The following is a 15685-nucleotide window of genomic DNA, read 5'->3' as shown; positions in this document are numbered from 1 at the left end:
GCGTCGATAACGCTATTCTGCTCCGCTTTTTATATTTTTCGCTTTTTATTCAAACTCAAGTGAATTGCCGCTAATGACCCAAATGAGAGATGAAATTCGCGATCACTCAGCGGAAGAGATGCTGTTTATTCGTCGTGCCGCGATCGCTTTTCTACTGGTGGTGGTCTGTTTTGGCGTGCTGATTTTTAATCTCTACCGTTTACAGGTAGATCAGCACGATTTCTATCAGACCCGATCGAATCAGAATGATATTAAAATGCTGCCTATTGCGCCGAGCCGTGGGCTTATTTTCGATCGCAACGGTATCCCGCTGGTGCAGAACATCACCTTGTACCGTCTGCAGGTGATCCCCAGCAAAATTCCCGATATGACCGCGTTGCTGAATGCATTAACACCCATCGTTGATTTGACTCCCGACGATATCGCCAGCTTCCGTGACGACATGCACCACAACAGCCGCTACAAAGAAGTGACCCTGAAATCCGCCCTGAGCGATGTTGAGGTGGCACGCTTTGCGGTGAACGAGTTTCGTTTTCCTGGGGTCACGGTGGAGAACTACCAGCAGCGTGATTATCCCTACGGTGCCCAGTTGGCGCACGTGGTTGGCTATGTGTCGAAAATCAACGACGGCGACCTGCAGCGGCTGGCCAAAAACGGCGAGGCGGAGAACTATGCCGCAGACCACAATATCGGCAAGCAGGGTATCGAAGGCTATTACGAAAAAGAGTTACACGGTATTACCGGTTATCAGGAGGTGGAAGTCGATAACCATGGTCGCGTCGTACGCCTGCTCAAAGAAGTACCGCCGGTAGCCGGGAAGGATATCTACCTGACGCTGGATCTGCACTTACAGCAGTATATTGAAGGGGTGTTGAAGGGCCAGCGTGCGGCAGTGGTGGCGGTTGACCCTCGCGATGGCGGTGTGCTGGCAATGGTCTCCAGCCCTAGCTATGACCCGAATCCCTTCGTGAAGGGCATCGGCTATAAGGCCTACCGTTCGCTGCTCGATAACCCGGATCGCCCGCTGATCAACCGCGTTACCCAGGGGCTTTACCCACCGGCGTCGACGGTCAAACCGTATATGGCGCTGTCAGCGCTGTCCGCCGGCGTAATTACGCCCACCACCACCTTTTTCGGCGCGCCGACCTGGACGTTGCCCGGTACCCAGCGCCGCTACCGTGACTGGCTGAAAACCGGGCACGGGATGTTGAACGTGACCAAAGCCATCGAGGAGTCGGCGGATACCTTCTTCTATCAGGTGGCCTTTGAAATGGGTATTGACCGTATCCACACCTGGCTAAGCAAGTTTGGCTACGGGCAGTCGACGGGGATTGATTTAAACGAAGAGTATGCCGGGGTGTTGCCAAGCCGCGAGTGGAAGCAAAAAGTGCATAAGAAGCCATGGTATCAGGGCGACACCATTTCGGTCGGGATCGGCCAGGGGTACTGGATAGCCACGCCGGTTCAGATGGTGAAGGCCCTGACGACGCTTATCAACAACGGTAAGGTTAAAAATCCTCATCTGCTCTATTCCATGAAGCGCGGAAATAAGGTTGAGCGCTATCAGCCGCCGGATAATACGCCGCAGGTAGGAGACCCGAAATCACCGTACTGGGGCATCGTGCGCAACGGGATGTACGGCATGGCCAACTTACCTAACGGTACCGGGTATAAACTGTTCCATACCGCGCCGTATCAGATTGCGGCAAAATCCGGCACCTCGCAGGTCTTCAGCCTGAAGGAGAACCAGACCTATAACGCGAAGATGATCCCGGTTCGACTGCGCGACCATATCTTCTATACCTTGTTTGCGCCGTATCAGCATCCGAAGGTGGCGATGGCGCTGATTCTGGAGAACGGCGGCGGCGATGGCGTCGTAGCCGGGCCGACGGCGCGCGCCATTCTTGACCATATCTTTGACCCGGCCAATGCGCCTGATGTCGCACAGAGGGCCGAAGCCAGCGTACCGCAGATAGACAGCGCCGACGCGCAGTAGACCGGTGGGGAGCGCACGGCCTCCGCGCTGGCCGGGCACGACAAAGAGATGCTTATTCCCGCATGACGTTATTCATAGAGATTGGTTATTTGTCGAAACAGCCGCCTTTCTCCATAGTGAAAGAATATGAGAAGACTCAAAGGATAGCGGGCTATGGCGTTGAGAAACAAACTCCTGATTGTGCAGACCGGTGCGCCCCCGGTGGACATCGAGGCCAGGCATGGCGATCTTCCGGTTTGGTTTGCTCGGCTGCTTGCACCCTGGCGCCAGCAGATTGCTACCGTACGCGTCTATGCCGGGGAAGCGCTGCCCGCGCCGGACAGTCAGACCGTGGCAGTCATGACCGGCTCGTGGGCAATGGTCACTGACCGCCTGGCCTGGAGTGAAAGGACCGCGGCGTGGATCCGCTCAGCCATGGCGGTAGAGATGCCGTTATTTGGCATCTGCTACGGGCATCAGCTTATGGCCGACGCGCTGGGCGGCGAGGTGGCGTACCATCCGGCCGGACGCGAAACGGGATGTCAGGCGATTACGCTTTCCGCTGCCGGGCTAACGGACCCGCTGTTAAGCGACCGGCCGGCGCATTTTCCTGCGCACCTCAGCCATCTGCAAACGGTCGTCAGGCTGCCGCCGGATGCAACGGTGCTCGGCTCTTCCGGACACGATCCTCACCAGATAGTGCGCTATACCCGGCATGCATTGTCCACTCAGTTCCATCCGGAATTTACCCCTGAGATTGCACGTTCATTAATTCAGTATCGTGACGATGTGCTGCGTCAGGAGGGGCTCGACCCGCAGCAGTTGCTGGATAAGGTGGAGGCATGCCCGGTCGCGGCCGGAATCTTAACCCGTTTCGTGGCGAACTATCTGGAACCGGACCGCTCGCCGACGTCGTTCGCCATGCGGGTTGACCCGCTGCGGCAAGAATAACAATCGTATTTTCAGGGGCCGGTTCGCATACCGGCCCCTTCATTTTGTATCGTACTGTCTCTGCCGGGGGAGCATTACATCAGGATACAAAACCCCGGTTTTCTCTGCATATGCCGTATACAAAACGCTGGTTAACTGTCCGTGTACTCTCTTATCTCTTCAGTTAACAGGTGGGTTTGCTTATGAACAGATTCTCTCGGGTCCGTAAAGGTAGCGCGCTGTTGCTGGCGTTGTCGGCTTTGTGGTCAGCCAGCGTTTGTGCGGCGGAAGATGCCGCTACGTTCGAACATGTCCAACACATTAAGGCCGGCGATCTGAATATCGGCTATGTCGATATCGGCCCGCGCGACGGCCAGCCGGTTATCCTGCTGCACGGCTGGCCATATGATATTCATAGCTATGAGAAAGTGGCGCCCGCGTTGGCGCAAAAAGGGTTCCGCGTTATCGTGCCGTATCTTCGCGGCTATGGCAGTACGCAATTTCTTTCCGCGAACACCCCGCGCAACGGGCAGCCCTCGGCCCTGGCCGTGGATATGATTAACCTGATGGATGCTTTGCAGATAAAACAGGCCGATTTTGCCGGGTTTGACTGGGGCGCGCGGACGGCCGATATTGTGGCGGCGCTGTGGCCGGAGCGGGTGAAATCGCTGGTATCGGTGAGCGGGTATCTGATTGGCAGCCAGCAAATTGGCGTTACGCCGCTGCCGCCGCAGGCGGAGTTGTCCTGGTGGTATCAGTTTTATTTCGCCACCGCGCGCGGAGAAGCGGGCTATCGTCAGAACACGCGGGATTTTGCGCAGCTGATCTGGCATCAGGCCTCACCGGGCTGGGCGTTCAGCGAAGCGGAGTTTGCACAAAGCGCCAAAGCACTGACTAACCCGGACCACGTCGCGGTGACTATCAGCAACTATCGCTGGCGGCTGGGGATTGATAAAGGTGAACAAAAATATGCCGCCTATGAACAGAAACTGGCTCTGCTGCCGACCATCGGCGTCCCGACAATCACCCTTGAAGGCGACAATAACGGTGCGCCGCACCCGACGCCAGAAAACTATCGGGCGAAATTTAGCGGCAGGTATGAACACCGGATATTCACCGGTAACATTGGCCACAATCCGCCGCAGGAAGATCCCACTGATTTTGTTAAAGCAGTGGTCGATGCCGACCAGTTGTAACACGCATGCCGGGGCCAGGATTTGCGCTTCCGGCAGCAGCGCATATTCTTGTTGAGTTGTATTCATTCTGAGCGGAGCCTGCAATGGAACACATTGACCATATTTTGGTTGTCGATGACGACCGCGATATTCGTGAACTGGTCACCGATTATCTGAACAAGTCGGGATACCGCGCCACGGGAGTCGCTAACGGTAAAGCGATGTGGTCAGTGTTGCAGGGCCATCATGTGGACCTGATTGTCCTCGATATAATGCTGCCCGGAGATGATGGCCTGATCCTCTGCCGCCAGCTGCGTAGCCACGGGCAGCAAAATATCCCGGTACTGATGTTAACCGCGCGTACCGACGACAGCGACCGCATTCTGGGGCTGGAAATGGGAGCCGACGACTATCTGGTCAAACCCTTTGTCGCCCGCGAACTGCTGGCGCGGATCAAAGCTATCCTGCGGCGAACGCGCGCGCTGCCGCCCAATCTGCACATTACCGAAGTCGGCAGTCTGATTGCATTTGGTCGCTGGCAGCTGGATACCTCAGCCCGCCACCTGCTGGACAGCGACGGTACCATCGTTGCGCTAAGCGGCGCAGAATATCGCCTGCTGCGGGTTTTTCTCGACCATCCGCAGCGGGTATTGAATCGCGATCAACTGCTGAATCTGACCCAGGGGCGCGATGCCGAGCTGTTTGAACGCTCTATCGATCTGCTGGTCAGTCGCTTGCGTCAGCGGTTGCGTGAAGATGCCCGCGAACCGGCCTGTATCAAAACTGTGCGTAGCGAAGGCTATGTCCTGTCAGTCCCGGTCACCATTCGCGAGGTCCGTGAATGAGACTGTGGCCCGCGACTCTGCGGTCGCGGCTGATGCTGATGATTTTCTTCACATTACTGCTGGCTAATGCCCTGACGCTGTCGCTGCTGCTGTATGAAAGGATGAGCAGCGCCCGTAGCGTAATGCTGGGAAACCTCGAATACGACGTGGCGACCAGCGTGGCGATCCTTGACCGACTTCCCGCCGCTGAACGTCCGCAGTGGCTGGCGCGCCTGGCGCGCGGAAACTATCGCTACCGGTTGTCGGCAGGGAGCAGCGGAAGCTATCCCACCCGCTGGCGCTCCCGCGATGCGGTGCGTTCTTTACAGGAAGCGCTGAGCGGCAGCTATCCGGTCAGTATTATTGCCGTTCCCGGTCCGCGTGAGCATATTCAGGCGCATATCATCCTGCATGACGGAGCTCCGCTGAGCATTGATTTATGGCCACGACTGCCGGCGATTGCCCGCTGGCTGCCGGCGGTGCTGGTCGCCCAGTTTTTACTCCTGCTGGCCTGCGCCTGGTATGCCGTGCGCCTGGTCGTGCGCCCGATGACCTGCTTTACCCACGCGATTGATGCGCTGCAACCGGCTGACAGCGCTCCAGGAATGATGGCGGAGCAGGGGCCGGTGGAAGTGCAGCATGCAGCCCGGGCGTTTAATGCGATGCAGACGCGCATCCGCGACCATCTACAGGAACGTGCGCGGATCCTCGCGGCGATCTCCCACGATCTCCAGACGCCGATTACACGCATGAAGCTGCGTCTGGAAATGGCCGACGCGCCAGATCTGCGTGCTAAGCTCTTGCAGGACCTCGACAATATGAGTCGCCTGGTCAGAGAAGGGATTGCTTTTGCCCGCTCGGCGCAACCGCTGGAGGAGAAACGTCAACGCCTGGACCTGAACGCGTTTCTGGACAGTATTGCTCTCGACTATGCTGATGTCGGCAGACCGGTCACCTTCATGCCTGCCGAAGAGGGCCGCGTAGTCCTGACGCAGCCTCAGGCATTGCGCCGTATCATGACCAATCTGGTCGACAACGGATTAAAGTTCGCTGAACGAGTCGATATCCGGTTGAGCTATCCGAGGAATGGCGACCCCATTATTCAGGTGATGGATAACGGGCCGGGGATCCCGCAAGAGAGCCTGAAAGATGTTCTGCAACCGTTCTTTCGCCTGGAAAATTCGCGCAACCGCGACACCGGCGGCACCGGACTCGGGCTGGCGATTGCCGCACAGCTGGCAAGTCAGATGCCGGCAACACTTTACCTGCGTAACCGGCCCGAGGGTGGCTTAGAAGCCAGCCTTCGCCTTGATGCCACCGTTTTGTATCCGTCTGTATCTCCCGCGGGTATCGATAACTAAGCAGACAAAACCCGCAAATTCAGACATTTTGTGACGACATTCGCCTGTTGTAATACGCCTGCTGCCATGACCGGCCGCGTGTTGATAACGAGGTGAATATGATGTCTATCCTGATCGCTTTTTTGGGCGGCATGCTGACGCTGCTGAGCCCGTGTACCTTACCGGTGATCCCCCTTATTTTTGCCAGCCTCCGCGGCAAACGAAGCCATTTGCTGCTGCTGTTCACTGGGATGGTGCTGATGTTTACCGGAGTGTCGCTTCTGGTGACGGTAGCCGGCAGCGGAATCATCAAGTTGACACTGGCCGGGCGCTGGCTGGCGCTGATTTTTCTGGCGCTGGTAGGATTGAGCCTGCTTTCGCTGCGGGTGGCGCAACGGTTAACTTCGCCGCTGGTCGCGCTGGGCAACCGCATCAACGAACGCAGCTATCGCCACGCCGGTGGACTTTCGGCGCTGCTGGCTGGGTTTGCCATCGGGCTGCTGTGGGCGCCCTGTGCCGGGCCGGTTCTGGGGGCGATCCTCAGCTTTGCGTTTCTTAACGGCCAGTCGGTGACCACGGGTGTATTGCTGGCCGCCTACGGCAGCGGCTGTGCGCTGATGCTGGCTCTGCTGTGGTGGCTGGGTTCACAGCTGGTGGCGCGCCTGCATCGCGGACTGGCCTTTAGTCAGCGGCTGCGGCAGCTGGCGGGCGGGGTGATTCTGGCCTCGGTAGCTTTAATTGCCAGCGGGGCGGATCGCTACCTGCAAGGTGCCAGTGGTCTGACGCAGACGCTGGAGCAAAACCTTAGCGCCAGGCTGCCATCCCGGGGACAAGTTTCGGTATTACAGCCGGTTGCCGCCGTGCAGCCGACCAGCGATATGCCTGCACTTGAAGGCGGCAGTGCGTGGATCAATAGCCCGCCCCTGAGTCAGGCCGACCTGAAGGGGAAAGTGGTCCTGATCGATTTCTGGACCCGGGATTGTATTAACTGTCAGCACACGTTGCCGTATGTACGTGCGTGGGCGAATAAATATCGCGCCGCCGGATTGGTGGTCGTGGGCGTGCATACGCCGGAATATCCGTGGGAACGGTCGGTGCCGGCGCTGCGCGAGGCGGTGGCAAAATGGAAGCTGCCGTATCCGGTTGTTGCGGATAACGGTTACGTCATCTGGAATGCCTTCGGCAATCAATACTGGCCCGCACATTATTTGTTCGATGCGAAGGGTAAGCTGCGCGACACCGCTTTTGGCGAAGGGGATTACGCCCGGCAGGAAAAAATGATTCAGCAGTTGCTGCAAGAGGCCAAAATCTGAGTCGAAGAAACGCCCCGGAGGCGCTACGCTGACCGGTCCAGGGGACGAGCTGACCTGTTGTGCCGTGTCGCCTTTTCGGCCAACAAAGTGACGATGTCACTTATCGCGTCAGAGAACAGACGTAAAAAAGCCGATAAGGTGAGTTATCGGCTTTCGCTAAGCAGGTTTACCCCGTGGGGCCATGCTTATTACCGGGGAAGGTTACCCGCTGCCCCGGTCCAGAATGTTACTTCGCCAGCAGTTCCTGCGCGGTGCGTTCTACCAGATTCAGCAGTACCTTCACGTCATCAAGCGTCACGATCGGGTTCAGCAGCGTCAGCTTCAGACAGGTCACGCCGTTGTGCTCGGTCACGCCGACGTTCGCACGGCCGGAATCCAGCAGCGCATCCCCGACGCGTTGGTTAAGCAGGGCCATAGCAGCAGCATCGCTGTCAGCCATCTGCGCCGGACGAGAGCGGAACAGCACGCTCGCCAGCTGTGGCTGCATGACCAGCTCCAGCGTCGGCTGGGACTTAACGTATTCCGCCACGTTTTTCGCCATGGTCACACCGTGATCGATGATCTCTGCGTATTGCTTCTGACCCAGCGCTTCCAGGCCCATCCACAGCTTCAGCGCATCGAAGCGACGGGTGGTTTGCAGCGATTTGGAGACCAGATTCGGTACGCCGTGTTCTTCATCGAACTCAGAGTTCAGATAGGCTGCCTGATAGCGCATCAGCTCATAGTGACGCGCGTCTTTTAACAGGAACGCGCCGCAGCTGATGGTCTGGAAGAACTGCTTGTGGAAGTCCAGGGTAATGGAATCCACGCATTCAATGCCATCCAGATAATCGCGATACTGCTCGGACAGGAGCAGTGCGCCACCCCATGCCGCATCTACGTGCAGCCAGATCTGATGTTCCGCCGCCACGCCAGCAATCGCCCGCAGCGGGTCAATCGCCCCCGCATCGGTGGTTCCGGCAGTGGCGACAATCGCCATGATCTGCTCACCGTTAGCCTGAGCTTCGGCGATCTTCGCTTTCAGGTCCGCAACGTCCATCCGCGCGAATTCGTCGGTTTTCACCAGCGTAACGGAACGGTAGCCGAGGCCCATCAGCGCCATATTCTTCTGCACCGAGAAGTGGGCGTTCTCAGAGCACAGCACTTTATACTTGCGCACATCACCCGGCAGACCGTCCTGCTGGATGGAGTGCCCCTGACGGGCGAAGAAGGCATCGCGTGCCAGCATCAGGCCCATCAGGTTGCTTTGAGTGCCGCCGCTGGTGAAGACGCCTGCGTCGCCGGCCGGGTAGCCGACCTGCGCGCGCAGCCATTCAATCAGCTTCATCTCGATGATGGTTGCCGACGGGCTTTGGTCCCAGGAGTCCATGCTCTGGTTAGTCGCATTAATCAGCACTTCCGCCGCCTGGCTGACCACCAGGCTCGGGCAATGCAGATGCGCCACACACTGCGGGTGATGTACCGACAGGCTGTCTTTCAGGAAGTACTCGATCGCACGTTCAATCGCCGCCTGGTTGCCCAGACCCTGTTCGGTGAACTCAAGCGTAATGCGCTCGCGCAGTTCGGCGACGCTTTTCCCTTGATACATCTCAGGCTGCTGCAGCCATTGCGCAACGGCCTGGCTGGTCTGGGCGATCACCTGCTGATAAGCCTCAATACTTTGTGGCGAACCAGCCAGAATCGGATTCAATTTGGACATTGCGGTCACTCGCTCCACTCAGACCGGTTTAACACCGGCGGCCAGCATGGCCTGTTCAAATTTGTCGAGGAAAATTTCCAGCTCGGCGTTGCTGATCAGCAGGGACGGCAGCAGACGCAGTACGCAGCCACCGCGGCCGCCGCGTTCGAGGATCAGGCCGGCTTCGAAACATTTCTTCTGCAACAGGGCAGACAGCGCGCCGTCAGCCGGGTAGCAACCCATATGATCCTGCTCGCCGTTCGGGTTGACTATCTCAATACCGATCATCAGACCGAGACCACGAATATGGCCCATCACCGGGAAACGTTTCTGCATGTCGGCCAGTTTGCCTTTCAGCCACTCGCCCTGTGCCGCAACTTTGCCTGCAATGTCGTTATCTTTCAGATGACGCAGCGTGGTCAACCCGGTGGCCATCGCCAGCTGGTTACCACGGAAGGTACCGGTATGGTGGCCCGGTTCCCAGGCGTCAAACTGCTTCTTGATACCCAGAACGGCCAGCGGCAGACCGCCACCGACGGCTTTCGACATCACGATGATGTCCGGCTCGATCCCGGCGTGTTCAAAGGCAAACAGCTTGCCGGTACGGGCAAAGCCCGCCTGAACTTCGTCGATGATCAGCAGAATGCCGTGTTCCTGGGTGACTTTACGAATGCGCTGGAGCCACTCAACCGGAGCCGGGTTCACGCCGCCTTCACCCTGAACGGCTTCAAGGATGACCGCCGCAGGTTTACGCACGCCGCTTTCCACGTCGTTGATCAGGTTTTCGAAGTAGTAGGTCAGCGCTTTCACGCCCGCTTCACCGCCGATACCCAGCGGGCAGCGGTACTGATGCGGATACGGCATAAACTGCACTTCAGGCATCATGCCGTTGACGGCTTCTTTCGGTGACAGGTTCCCGGTCACTGACAGCGCGCCGTGGGTCATGCCGTGGTAGCCGCCGGAGAAGCTGATAACCGAAGAACGACCGGTGTATTTTTTCGCCAGCTTCAGGGCCGCTTCTACGGCGTCAGCGCCGGACGGGCCGGTGAACTGCAGGCAGTATTCTTTGCCTTCTCCCGGCAGTAACGAGAGCAGGTATTCAGAAAAGCGATCTTTTAACGGGGTGGTCAGATCGAGAGTATGTAACGGCAAGCCGCTGGTAATGACACTTTGGATGCTTTGCAGCACATCAGGGTGGTTATGACCAAGAGCAAGGGTACCCGCGCCGGCAAGGCAATCAAGGTACTGCTTGTTATCCGCATCGGTTAACCACACGCCTTCCGCTTTTGTGATGGCCAGCGGCAGCTTACGTGGGTAACTCCTGACGTTCGATTCGAATTCAGCCTGACGGGCCAAAAAGGTTTCGTTGTTAGCGTCCAATAAATCTGCACTTAAAGTATCAATACGGACTTTATCCGTCATCATATCACTCCCACAACCAGCGTTGCGGTTGAACACTGGTTGAATAATTGGTTTAAGAAAATGAATCGCCATTCATAAAGCGCGCACAATATATGGCTTTTTAAATCGTCATTCAATGTTTTATTTATTGAGGTATTTTTACGTTATTTTTACATTACGAAAATCAATGGTAACGCATTGATTTAGATGATTTAATTTAAGTGTTATAAAACCATTAAAAGTGTAATTCTTAGTGAGTGAAAGTGCCGGGGTTTATTACCGTTTCGCTGAGTTAGCTGACGGAAATACTTCCGTCAGCTGTATGGTTACTCAATCCAGTTCGACCGCATATTGCGTTAAAGGTGTGATCTTTTTAACCAACTTGTTGTTATATAAAAACTGTTCGTAAGCCTCGTAGCGGGCTTTATCCAGCGCCGCCGGATTACGGGCAAACAGGGGTTCGGTTTGCTGCCAGGCCTGCTTGTTCAGCTCGGTATTCAGCTCCGGGTGAGCGGCGGCAAATGCCTGCCAGGTTTCCTGCGGATGGGCGTGCAGGTAGGCCACGCCTTTTTGCAGGGCCACGAGGAATTTTTTGATTTTAGCGGCATGAATTTGCTCACGATTTGCCACAATGACCAGCTCATCGTAAGCCGGCACGCCGAAATCTTCGACGTTCATCACCTGCGGGTCTTTACCCTGCAATTTTAGCTCCAGAGCTTCGATATTACGGTAGCCGCCAATCACCGCATCAACCTGACCGGCCAGCAGGGCGCTGGTTAGCTGGAAATTGACGTTAATCAGCGTGATGCTTTGCGGATCGATATGGGCGTTTGTCGCCATCGTTGCCAGCGTGGCCTGCTCGATACCGCTCACCGAGTAGCCGACTTTTTTGCCTTTCAGGTCGGCAGGGGTTTTGATGCTTTTATCCAGGGCGATCACGGTGTTCAACGGGGAGTTAATCAACGTACCGACCCGCACCAGCGGCAGGCCCTCATCGGCGAAAAAATGCACCTGTGGCTGATAGGTGATGGCCAGATCCGCCTGACCGGCTGCCACCAGACGCGGCGGCAGCGCCGGGTCAGACGGCGGGACTATTTTGACGTCCAGTCCTTGCTCTTTAAAGGCGCCAATCTGCTCTGCAACCATAATCGGGGCATGGTCCGGGTTAATGTACCAGTCCAGCACCAGCGTCAGCTTCTCGTTGGCGATAGCCTGACCGCTAAGCAGTGCGGTGATGGCCATCCCGGCGAAAATAGATTTGCTCATGGGTATTCCTTCATCGTTGTCCGTGTGGGTCATTATTCCGGCGTCCAGTTGATCAGCCGGTGTAAGAAAGCATCCACCGCCAGCCATAGCAGGATGGTCAGCAGCACTAAAATAAACAGCGCGGCAAAGCAGACATCGGTTTGCATGCGCGCGTTGGCATTGAGCATGACGTAGCCCAGACCTTCGGCCGAACCGACCCATTCACCGATAATCGCGCCGATGGGCGCCACGGCAGCCGCCATCCGCAGCCCGGAACCGAGCGCCGGCAGGGCGGCCATCAGGCGGACGTGACGCAGCTGTGCGCCAGACGAGGCGCCCATCGTGCGCGCCAGGTCGAGATAGTCATGGTTGACCCGGCGCAGGCCGTCAAAAAAGGCGGAGGTGACGGGAAAGAAGATAACCAGTACCGCCATCATCACTTTGGCGCTCATCCCGAAGCCGAACCACAGCACCAGCAGCGGGGCGAGGGCGAAAACCGGAATGGCCTGGCTGGTCAGTACCAGCGGCATCAGCCAGCGCTGTAGCCGTGGCGACATAATCATGCTCAGTGCTAATACCACCCCGAGCAGAACGCCGAGCGCCAGGCCGCTGAGGATCTCGCTTAACGTGACCAACGTGTGCCACCCCAGCCAGCTGCGGTTGACCCACAGGGCGTTAGCCACCGCCGACGGCGACGGCAGCAGGAACGCGGGGATGCCGCTGCGGCTGGCCAGCCACCAGAGCAGCAGCAGGCCACAGAACACCACGCCGCCGCGTAATAGTTTTCCTCTCATCCGTTGGCCCTCATCAGCTGTTGCAGCAGCTCGGCCTGACTATGCAGCAGGGCCGGATCGTCCGGTGCCCGCGGCGGTATCCCCGCCAGATGGTGCGAATCATCAATGCCGCCGGGCGGTGGCGAGAGCACCAGCAGACGATGGCTAAGCCGACAGGCTTCCATCGGATCGTGGGTAATCAGCACCACGGTACGCCGGGTCAGCAGTTCCGCCGCCAGCGTCTGGATACGGGTGCGGGTAATGGTGTCCAGCGCCGAGAAAGGTTCATCCATTAAGACGATCGGGCGATCTTCATACAGAGTGCGCGCCAGAGCGGCCCGCTGACGCATGCCGCCAGAGAGCGATGCCGGACGCTCGTTGGCGCACTGGCCGAGCCCCACCTGGTCTAATAAGGTCGCCACCCGCTGACGATCGACGCGTTCTCCGCGCAGACGAGCGCCGAGGGCAACGTTGTCCTGCACGCTCAGCCACGGATAGAGCAGGTCTTTTTGCCCCATCCACGCCAGGCGATGCCCCAGCGGCTGGCCGTCGCTGGCATAAACCTGGCCGCGGGTCGGGGCGGCCAGCCCGGCGATGATCCGCAGCAGGCTGGTTTTGCCGGCTCCGCTGGCACCCAGCAGCGAAATCCACTGTCCTCCGGGGATCTCAAACGACAGATTGTCGAATATGACCCGCGAACCGAAGCTCAGGCCTAAGTCCCGCACCTGAATCGTCGGGGCAATCACGCCGTAACCGCCGTGACGGCATTCAGTCCCATTTGCCAGAAGTTGGCTTCCAGACGGGTGGCGGTAGTGAAGATCGAACTCAACTCGGCGAGACGTGACTGCGCACCGCGCTGCTGCCAGATATTTTCGAGCAGGCCGATTGCCGCGTTGACGCCGTCGAGATAACCCGCGTCGCCGTAGTTACGGATCCAGGAAGCATATGGGTTATTTTCGAACCGGGTAGCCGGGTCGTTGAGCAGCCCGAGGCCGATTTCCGCGTAGCCCGCGACGCAGGGCATCAGCGCCACCAGCAGGTCCAGCGCATCCCCGGAATGACCGATATCCAGCACATAGCGGGTGTAGTTTACCGTCTCAGGCGCTTCGCTTTCGGCGGCCATCGTGGCTTCATCCAGCCCCCAGCCGGCACAGTAGCCGACGTGCAGCGGCAGTTCGCCAAGGATTGCGTTCATTGACGCGGCCGCGGCGCGCATCTCCGGGAGCGTACGCAGTTTGCTGACTAACAGGGCATAGCTGCGGGCAAAGTGGATCAGGAACAGGTAGTCCTGAGTCAGATAGCGCTGGAAGGCGCATTCGGGCAAGGTTCCGTCGGCGAGCTGGCGAAGAAAAGGATGGGCAACGTACTGTTCCCAGTCGTGTCCCGCCTGCTGGCGCAGACGACCATAAATACCCTGGGTGAAGACGGGAAGAATCACAGGACCTCCTGATAAAAGGGAGATCCGGGCGTGCGGAAGTATGAACAGGCAATGGCGGTAACTGGCAAAATTGCCGACCCGTCCCTTCGCTGGCATGACCCAGATCAGGTTCAAAGGGTTCGGCTTACGCCATCTCAGCCCTCACGGGACACCCCTCGGTTGCGCAATGTTATACGGCATTCACTTTTTGATTACAATCCCGCAGGGAGGCGATTTAAGCCACACATAGGTGACGCTGTCACTTATTTTTGGCAGGAAAATTCACCGCACAAGCAGAATGCGCACGGTTTTTATTAGCAATGTATGCGCTTAAGGCGGGCTATTTTGTCCAAAATTAAAGAAAACCTCTGGCCGAAAATTGGTAGTTCATGGCGCCATAGGATATATTTTCATTACCTGAAACCCATTATTCTTCAGCCACCTGGGCGTTCAGAACCCATCACGGCCCCGGAGAGTGCATGAAGTTTTCGCTATCGACCTTATTGCTGGCGCTCATCGTGCCGCTTTCCTTTCCTGCGGCGGCCGCCGATCTGTTCGATCCGGAAGATGGCATGCTGGATATGAGCCATTATCTCCAGGATAACCAGTATGGATTTCTTCCGGTACCGCTGGTCATCACGGAGCCGGCGGTGGGCTACGGCGGGGGGCTGTTTGGCCTCTTTTTGCACGGTAAAGGCACGCGTGATGGCGATAATTTCATTCCGCCGCCAATCACTGCTTTTGGTGGTGGTGGGACGCAAAACGGCACCTGGTTTGTTGGCGGCGGCCATCGGCATACCTGGAAGAACGACCATATCCGCTATCTGGTGATGCTGGGTTACGCCAATATTAAACTGGATATCTATTCTGACGGCCTCAGCAACCTGAATAAAAATACGGCGATTCACTCGCAGACCCGGGGCTATGGCGGTCTGCAAAAACTGTTGTTCCGCATTGGCGACACGCCGGTATTTGTCGGCGCCTCGCAGGTTTATGCAAAAACCGATATTTCTGCCGATAACCCGGTGGTCAATCGGATCTGGCAGCAGGTACTGGGGCAGGAAAGTGCATCTTCGGCGCTGGGGGTGGTGGCTGAATATGACACTACGGATAATTTTTTCTATCCTAAGAAGGGGTTATCGGTACAGAGCGAGTATCGATTTTATCGTTCATTGCTGGGCGGCGACTATCATTACGATCAGTTCTCTTTAGATGGGAAATACTTTATCCCACTGAGCCGCACGCTGACGCTCGCCGTAGCCGGCAACTATCAGTCGCTAACTCATCATGATAAGCGTCTGACGCCGATGGCTCGCCCTTATATCGAATTACGCGGGATTTCGCGTTATCGCTATCAAGGGGATTACGTGAGTACCGCACAAACTCAGCTAGCCTGGGAGTTTCAGCCGCGTTGGATCCTGCAAGGTTTCGTCGGCATTGGCAGTGCAGCAGACGAAGCACATTCATTGTGGGAGCAAACGGAAGTGGCGTGGGGGACAGGGTTTCGCTACCTGATAGCGCGCCAGTATGGGTTACATACGGGGATTGATATCGCCTTCAGCGAACACGAGCAGGCGGTCTATTTTAATGTGGGTTCCGGACTTTAAGGTCAAA

Annotated in this window: 13 protein-coding genes and 1 riboswitch; of the genes, 7 read left to right on the top strand and 6 right to left on the bottom strand. The window is 57.3% G+C overall.

From position 1 onward, the window contains the following. Nucleotides 1-73 precede the first annotated feature (73 nt). The 6 genes from mrdA (at nt 74) to ACMYSK_RS06510 (ending at nt 7557) form a co-directional block, all read left to right on the top strand. Entirely contained in the window at nt 74-1996 is a 1923-nt protein-coding gene (gene mrdA / locus ACMYSK_RS06535) for a penicillin-binding protein 2 (RefSeq protein WP_434641173.1), read from the top strand. A gap of 153 nt (nt 1997-2149) precedes the next feature. Further along, nucleotides 2150-2926 carry a glutamine amidotransferase gene (locus ACMYSK_RS06530; protein ID WP_434641172.1) on the top strand — a complete coding sequence of 259 codons (777 nt, stop codon included), beginning with the start codon at nt 2150-2152 and terminating at the stop codon, nt 2924-2926. A gap of 182 nt (nt 2927-3108) precedes the next feature. Beyond that, entirely contained in the window at nt 3109-4101 is a 993-nt protein-coding gene (locus ACMYSK_RS06525; RefSeq protein ID WP_434641171.1) for an alpha/beta fold hydrolase, read from the top strand. An 83-nt stretch (nt 4102-4184) separates the two neighbouring features. Continuing rightward, nucleotides 4185-4925 (top strand): response regulator, encoded by a 741-nt coding sequence (locus ACMYSK_RS06520; protein ID WP_434641170.1) that lies wholly within the window; start codon nt 4185-4187, stop codon nt 4923-4925. Next, nucleotides 4922-6265: an ATP-binding protein gene (locus ACMYSK_RS06515; RefSeq protein WP_434641168.1), complete on the top strand. Its 1344-nt coding sequence runs from the start codon at nt 4922-4924 to the stop codon at nt 6263-6265. The genes ACMYSK_RS06520 and ACMYSK_RS06515 overlap by 4 nt, the downstream gene beginning before the upstream one ends. Before the next feature lie 101 nt (nt 6266-6366). Next, nucleotides 6367-7557: a cytochrome c biogenesis protein/redoxin gene (locus tag ACMYSK_RS06510; protein WP_434643951.1), complete on the top strand. Its 1191-nt coding sequence runs from the start codon at nt 6367-6369 to the stop codon at nt 7555-7557. A gap of 226 nt (nt 7558-7783) precedes the next feature. Here the strand turns inward: ACMYSK_RS06510 and ACMYSK_RS06505 are convergent, their stop codons facing one another. From ACMYSK_RS06505 to ACMYSK_RS06480, 6 genes are all read right to left on the bottom strand, one after another. Next, nucleotides 7784-9265 carry a pyridoxal phosphate-dependent decarboxylase family protein gene (locus ACMYSK_RS06505; protein ID WP_434641166.1) on the bottom strand — a complete coding sequence of 494 codons (1482 nt, stop codon included), beginning with the start codon at nt 9263-9265 and terminating at the stop codon, nt 7784-7786. Nucleotides 9266-9274: 9 nt separating this feature from the next. Continuing rightward, a complete protein-coding gene (locus ACMYSK_RS06500; RefSeq protein ID WP_434641164.1) occupies nt 9275-10660 on the bottom strand; it encodes a diaminobutyrate--2-oxoglutarate transaminase in 1386 nt (461 codons plus the stop codon). 306 nt (nt 10661-10966) lie between these two features. Then, a complete protein-coding gene (locus ACMYSK_RS06495) occupies nt 10967-11902 on the bottom strand; it encodes an ABC transporter substrate-binding protein (protein WP_434641162.1) in 936 nt (311 codons plus the stop codon). Between the two features lie 32 nt (nt 11903-11934). Then, on the bottom strand, nt 11935-12675 hold the full coding sequence (locus ACMYSK_RS06490; RefSeq protein ID WP_434641160.1) for an ABC transporter permease: 741 nt from the start codon (nt 12673-12675) through the stop codon (nt 11935-11937). Then, nucleotides 12672-13400, bottom strand: a complete 729-nt coding sequence (locus tag ACMYSK_RS06485; RefSeq protein ID WP_434641158.1) for an ABC transporter ATP-binding protein — start codon at nt 13398-13400, stop codon at nt 12672-12674. Before ACMYSK_RS06485 ends, ACMYSK_RS06490 begins: the two co-directional genes overlap by 4 nt. After that, nucleotides 13397-14092 carry a TenA family protein gene (locus ACMYSK_RS06480; protein WP_434641157.1) on the bottom strand — a complete coding sequence of 232 codons (696 nt, stop codon included), beginning with the start codon at nt 14090-14092 and terminating at the stop codon, nt 13397-13399. Before ACMYSK_RS06480 ends, ACMYSK_RS06485 begins: the two co-directional genes overlap by 4 nt. Before the next feature lie 64 nt (nt 14093-14156). After that, nucleotides 14157-14258, bottom strand: a riboswitch (TPP riboswitch). 292 nt (nt 14259-14550) lie between these two features. On the opposite strand from ACMYSK_RS06480, the gene ACMYSK_RS06475 reads away from it, so the two are divergent. Continuing rightward, nucleotides 14551-15678, top strand: coding sequence for a BamA/TamA family outer membrane protein (locus ACMYSK_RS06475; protein WP_434641155.1), 1128 nt, complete (start codon nt 14551-14553; stop codon nt 15676-15678). Nucleotides 15679-15685 lie beyond the last annotated feature (7 nt).

The organism is Klebsiella sp. I138, from assembly GCF_051131765.1.
GTDB lineage: Bacteria > Pseudomonadota > Gammaproteobacteria > Enterobacterales > Enterobacteriaceae > Klebsiella.
Note: the sequence above shows the minus strand (reverse complement) of the source record. Positions and strands in the feature narration are given on the sequence as shown.